The sequence below is a fragment of the Parvularcula maris genome (genome assembly GCF_024505085.1).
GTDB lineage: Bacteria > Pseudomonadota > Alphaproteobacteria > Caulobacterales > Parvularculaceae > Parvularcula > Parvularcula maris.
In genome coordinates this window covers 1-5,731 of record NZ_JANIBC010000027.1, presented here as the reverse complement: position 1 = coordinate 5,731, position 5,731 = coordinate 1, and the positions used below count along the sequence as shown (strand labels likewise).

At 62.1% G+C, this 5,731-nt stretch carries 3 protein-coding genes; all 3 read left to right on the top strand.

The window, feature by feature from the left end; all coding sequences use genetic code 11:
* Positions 1–238: 238 nt before the first annotated feature.
* Positions 239–499 carry a site-specific integrase gene (locus tag NOG11_RS14755; RefSeq protein WP_256620581.1) on the top strand — a complete coding sequence of 87 codons (261 nt, stop codon included), beginning with the start codon at positions 239–241 and terminating at the stop codon, positions 497–499.
* Between the two features lie 352 nt (positions 500–851).
* Positions 852–1,928 (top strand): Calx-beta domain-containing protein, encoded by a 1,077-nt coding sequence (locus NOG11_RS14750; protein ID WP_256620580.1) that lies wholly within the window; start codon positions 852–854, stop codon positions 1,926–1,928.
* 140 nt (positions 1,929–2,068) lie between these two features.
* Positions 2,069–5,731: RHS repeat domain-containing protein (locus tag NOG11_RS14745; RefSeq protein ID WP_256620578.1), on the top strand; the 3,663-nt coding region annotated here is incomplete at its 3' end.

Sequence of the window (5,731 nt, the reverse complement as noted above, 5' to 3'; positions counted from 1 at the left end):
CAACCAACGGAGCTCGACTACCATGCCCGATTAGAGAAGACATAAGCAGAGGGGGCGATTTTGGCTCTCTTCGTGCCTTCCCGCTTCTCAAGCGAACGTACCGTTAGAGTTCTTACGGTACGTTGTCTCCGAAAGAGCGACAGGAGTCAGGTGCGGCTCGAGTGCGCTTGCGAGCTTTCGCGACTAGAAGAGACCGCTCAAGCCGCCAGAAGTTTGGGCGATCCGTGTACGTCTAGAAATGACGGGACGGGTCCGCAACCTTGTGCTGTTCAACCTAGCGATCGACAGTAAGCTGCGCGGTGGTGTTCTGGTGCGGCTTCAGGTCGAGGACCTGGCTGCAGCTGGCTCGGTAAGGGAACGCGGCATGGTGGTTCAGAAGAAAGCTGGCCGTCCAGTTCAGTTCGGAATCACGCAGAACACCGCCGCCTCGGGCAGCGCTTGGATTGCAAAGGCGAGTCTCAAACCAGGCGACCGTCTCTTCCCCTCCCGCGTTTCCTAACGACCGCATCTTTCGGAGCGGCAGTATGGACGTATTCTCCTCAGATGGATGAAGGAGATTGGTCTCGATCCAGTCGACTACGGCACGCGTTCTTTTCGCAGGACCAAAGTAGCTTAAATCCATGGGAATACCAGCGACCTTCGAGCTGTTCGGCTGCTACTCGGACACACGGAGATCGAAAGCACCGTTCGCTATCTCGGCGGCGATGTCGAGGACGCGCTTTCGATCTCCACAGGAGTAGAGCTGTAGCTTACACCAGATATTCTACTGCATAGGCCGCTTGCTCCCTGCTCAACCTTAACGTTAGCTAGGTAACGGGAAGTGAAGGGCAGGGTTCATGCTACGGACGATAATGAGTACATGCGCATACGGCGCATTGCTGAGTGCTGCCTTGTCGGCGGCGGACGCCCAGGTGGTCACCACCTACGAGTATGACAGTCGCAACCGATTGAAGGAGGTCGTTCGCCTCGGGCCACCTGTCCGAGTATCGATAGCCCCCGTTGGCTCGGCGTCGGAGGGCAGCGACCTTCTTTTCCGCATCACTCTCGATGGTCAGCCTTTGGAGGCAGTGGAGGTCGCTCTCACCTTCGAAGGCATTTCCGCAATTGCCGGACCGGACTTCGATAACGGTCCGGCCACGGTGGTCTTCTCGCCCAGTGATACGCAGAAAACCGTCGCCGTCCCCACGAAGACCGATGCCATCTATGAGGGTAGCGAGACAGTGAAGGTCAGGATCACTGGGGTGGAGGGTCATGCTGTCATCACTACCGATGAAGCGACCGGCACGATCACCAACACGACACCTGCGCCCAGTTTCAGGATCAACGACCGCACCGTCAATGAGGGCGGGAACGCTGTCTTTACGGTGACCAAGACCGGCCAGACGGTCTTTACTCATGGTTTGTCGTACACGACGCAGAACGGGTCTGCTGTAGCAGGTCAGGACTATTCTGGACGTAGCGGCACACTGAGCTTCACGGCGGGACAGACCTCGAAGACCATCAGCGTTCCCACCTCGACCGACCAGACCAACGAGCCGAACGAGACCTTCGATGTGAGGCTGTCTGCTGCGACGAACGGTGCGACGCTTGCCGATGCAAGCGGGCGGGGCACGATCAGGAACGTGTTCTTCAACTCGCCTCCTTCCGCCTCGAACGACGCGCCGGTATGGCTTCAGGCCGGAAGCAGCACGATCGTCAATGTGCTGGCCAACGATACCGATCCGGATGGTCACGCGCTGACCGTCCAGTCGGTCTCTGCCCCGAGCTTCGCCACAGTCTCCATACGGAGTGATAACAGACTGACCATCTACGGTCAGTCCGCTGGGACAGGATCGGTGACTTACACGATCTCGGACAGACATGGCGGTACCGACACGGCCACCATACCGCTTGAGGTCGCCAGCTCCGGCGGCGGTTTCGAGTTCTGACCCTCGTCTACCGAACCCTCAGCTTGCCTGCCATTCTTCGGAAAGTTCTCTCAATGCCTCGCTTTTTGACTACCTGTCTGGCGTCTCTTCTCCTCCTCGGTCATGCCGCTGCGCAAGAAGGAGAAGATTGGCTCGACGGCATGTCCATCCCGGACGCCCGCGAGAGCTATAAGGTAGCAGAACGCCTAGGCGCGAACGATTTCGGGGTGCTCGGCGACGCCATCGATCCGTATACTGGCGCCCTGTCTTTCTCCCAGGTGGATGTCAGCATACCGGGCAACTTCGACCTCGAGGTCGCGGTTCGGCGCAGCATTAGCCAGGGTTGGAAGTTCCATAAGGACACGCCCACGGCGTTCGGCGACTGGGAGCTCGAGGTTCCGAGGATCGAGCGGAAGGTGATCCAGCCGGTCGATGTCACTCAGTCATCGCCCGCGAGTGACTTCGACGGCCTCTTCGCCGATCAGTTCCACCGGGTCGACCCGGTATGGCAGGCGGACCGCTGCAGCCAGCCGGATGTCGCTGGGGCCTACTACCAGATGCCGTTCCGCTGGGCGAATAGCAACGGGACGATGTCTTTCTACTCACCGGCAGGCAGCGAGCCCTCCGGCCAGAACTGGGACCACGACATCATCGTCGCTGAGTGGTTCGGGGACGAGCGTGACTACTCCAGCGGCACCAACCTGATCGTGCCGGGGCGGGTGCAGGAAGAGATCCTTCACGACGTGCAGGGCTCGGTCTGGTCATCTGGGGGATCCGCTCCGCCCAAGGCCACGAAGAGCTACTGGAAGTTCGAGTGTATCCAAGAAGAGAGCGGCAACGGCGAGGGCTTCATCGCCGTCGCGCCGAACGGAGACCGCTACCGCTTCGACAAGCTGGTCTACCGTCAGGCCCCCTACAAGAACACCGTACCGGAAGGCATGGACTGGGCGGTGATCTACCAGACCTCAGGGGTCAGCGTCGCGACGATGCTCGCCACCGAGGTTACGGACGTGCACGGCAACTGGGTCCGTTACAGCTACCGAACGGATGGCTTGCCTTGGAAGATCGAGGCGAGCGACGGACGGACGATTACGGTCACCTACGGCAGCCATGGCCGTGCCGAGAAAGTCTCGGCGCACGGTCGGGAATGGAGCTACGAGTACGAGTATGATGCTGGCTGGCGGCGCAACCTGCTGAAACGTGTCATCGAGCCGAAAGATCCTTCCTGGCCGGACCGGACCTGGAGCTATGATCTCAAAGCGCTACCCTATCAGCCGAAGGGGGGCCAGGCGTGCAGCTTGCCGACCTACTCCGTGTCGGTCACGGACCCGAACGGCGTCACCGGGACCTTCGAGCTGAACGAGTTGATCCGCCCCAAGCCGCTCTCGTCACTAGGGCCGGTCAACACGCGTTGCCAAGACGATCCCGTCAGCCCCGGTTGGGCCTACTCGTCGGGTTGGGACCAAGTGTTCGAGGTGGCTGGGGTCACCAAGAAGACGATCTCCGGTCCGGGCATGCCGACCTCCGTCTGGAGCTACGCCTATGACGGGGCGAAGATGACCATGACCGATCCCGAAGGGCATAGTGTCGAGACCGAGTTCGATGCGCGCGGCCGGCCCATCGTCCGCAAGGTGATCGATCAGGCAAGGGGCATCCTGCGGACCACGACCACGAGCTATGATGACGCCGAGAAGGTCGGCAGCACGTTCCGCCATGTGGGGCCCTATCCGCTCACCCATGACATCGCTCAGTTCACGACGCCCCACCGGACGGATACCGTGGTGATCAGCGAGGGCGGCGAGCAGTACACGACCGATCTGGACTACAACGAAAGCCTCAGCTCGAACGCCTTCAGCTTCGGCCAGCCCACTTCCGTCACCCGCTCCAGCACGGTGAGCGTTCCCGCGCCGGGCTATGCCGGCCCGCGCACGACGGTCACGACCTACGACAACAGCCGTCTTACCTCTTGGATCGTCGGCCTCCCCGACACCGTGACGCACAACAACAAGCTGTTCCACGACTACACCTTCACGGCCAAGGGCGATCTTCAGCGCCACGACAAGTTCGGTGCCGCCTACAAGAGCTACGACTACCACCCGGACGGCACGCTGAAGTCGGCGAGCAGCGTCGGCAATGGCGGCGCGCTCGACCGGACCACCTCCTTTGCGAGCTGGCACCGGGGCATTCCGCGCAGCATCACCCTGCCGGATACGAACACGCTCTCTGCGACGGTCAGCGATCTCGGCGAGGTCCTGAGCACCACGGACCAGGGCTCGCGCACCACGACCTACCTCTATAACGACGCAGGATGGCTCGAGCGCATCGAGCGCCCCTCGCCATGGGAGCCGACCACCATCGCCTACGACATGGCCGATGACAGCTTCGGCACGATGCGCCAGACCATAGGCCGGGGCAGCCTCCAGACCGTGGTTCACCTTGATGAGCTGCTGAGACCGACGCTGGAAAGGTCCGAAGACACCCGCAACATTGCAGGTACCAGGAGCTATGTGCGGACGACCTACGACAAGCTCGGCAGGCCGAACTACACCTCCGCCCCGCAGACGGGGACCAGCGCTTCGGCCTATGGCAGCCTCACCTTCTACGATGCCTTGGGAAGGGTGACCGAGGTTCGCGACAACATCGCGCCCTACGCCTCGACGCGCACGGACTACCTCCCGGGCAACAAAGTCCAGGTGACCGATCCCGAGGGTCACATCACCATCACCACGAAAGGCGGCTACGCCTCGCCCGATGACGGTCCGGTGCTTCTGATCGAGCAGCCCGAGGGCATCAACACGGCGATGACCTATGACGCCTTCGGCAACCTCAAGACCGCGCGTCAGTACGGCACCTTCGGCGGCTACACGGGCGACATCACCCAGCACTACAGCTATGACAGCCGCCTCAGGCTCTGCCGCCACTATACGCCTGAGCAGAACGCCACCCTCTACCGCTACGACGCCGCCGATCAGATGACCGGCATGGCGAGGGGCCAGGCGGGGACGACAGGCTGCCCGACCTCCATGCCGAGCGGCCACACCATTACCTACGGCTATGACGAGATGGGCCGGCAGGAGAGCGTGAACTTCCCCGACAGCGCGCCTGACATCACCAAGGGCTATGACGAGGTGGGAAGCCTCATCTCGGTCCTGCGCGGCAACACGCTATGGGAAGGCGCGTGGCTCTATGGCGGCCCCGAGCCTCTTCTCGACTGGGAGCGTGCCACGATCGAGGGGCAGGCCTACCTTACAGGCTACAGCTACTCGAACGACGGCGTGCTGCAGCGCATGGTCTATCCGGGCGGAGCGGACATCGCCTTCGCCGCCGATGCGTTCGGCAGACCGACCCAGGCAAGGGGCGGGAACGGCTCAGGTGTCCCTTACGCCTCGGGCATGACCTACCACCCCGGCGGGCGCCTTCACACCGCGAGCTTCGGCAACGGCCAGGGCTACCTGACGGCGCTCGATCCGCGGAAGCGTCTGGAGCGGCTCTACTACCAGGGGGCCTTTGACTTCCGCTACACCTACGATCTCAATGGCCGGATGAAGAGCACGGCGGATATGTCGAGCACGGGCCGCAACCGCACTTACGGCTATGACGGTGCGGGCCGTTTGGACTGGGCGATCGGCCGCTTCGGCGAGATCGACTACGAGTACGATCCCTTGGGCAACCTCCGCAAGAAGACCCAGACGGGGGGCACGGAGGAGCCTGATCCGTTCCGGCGGGACTACCTCTATGACGACCGGGGCAACGTCTCGGCGGACGGTGTTCGCACTTACGTCTCGGACAGCTCGAACCAGCCGGTCTCGATGGCGGGTCTGGCT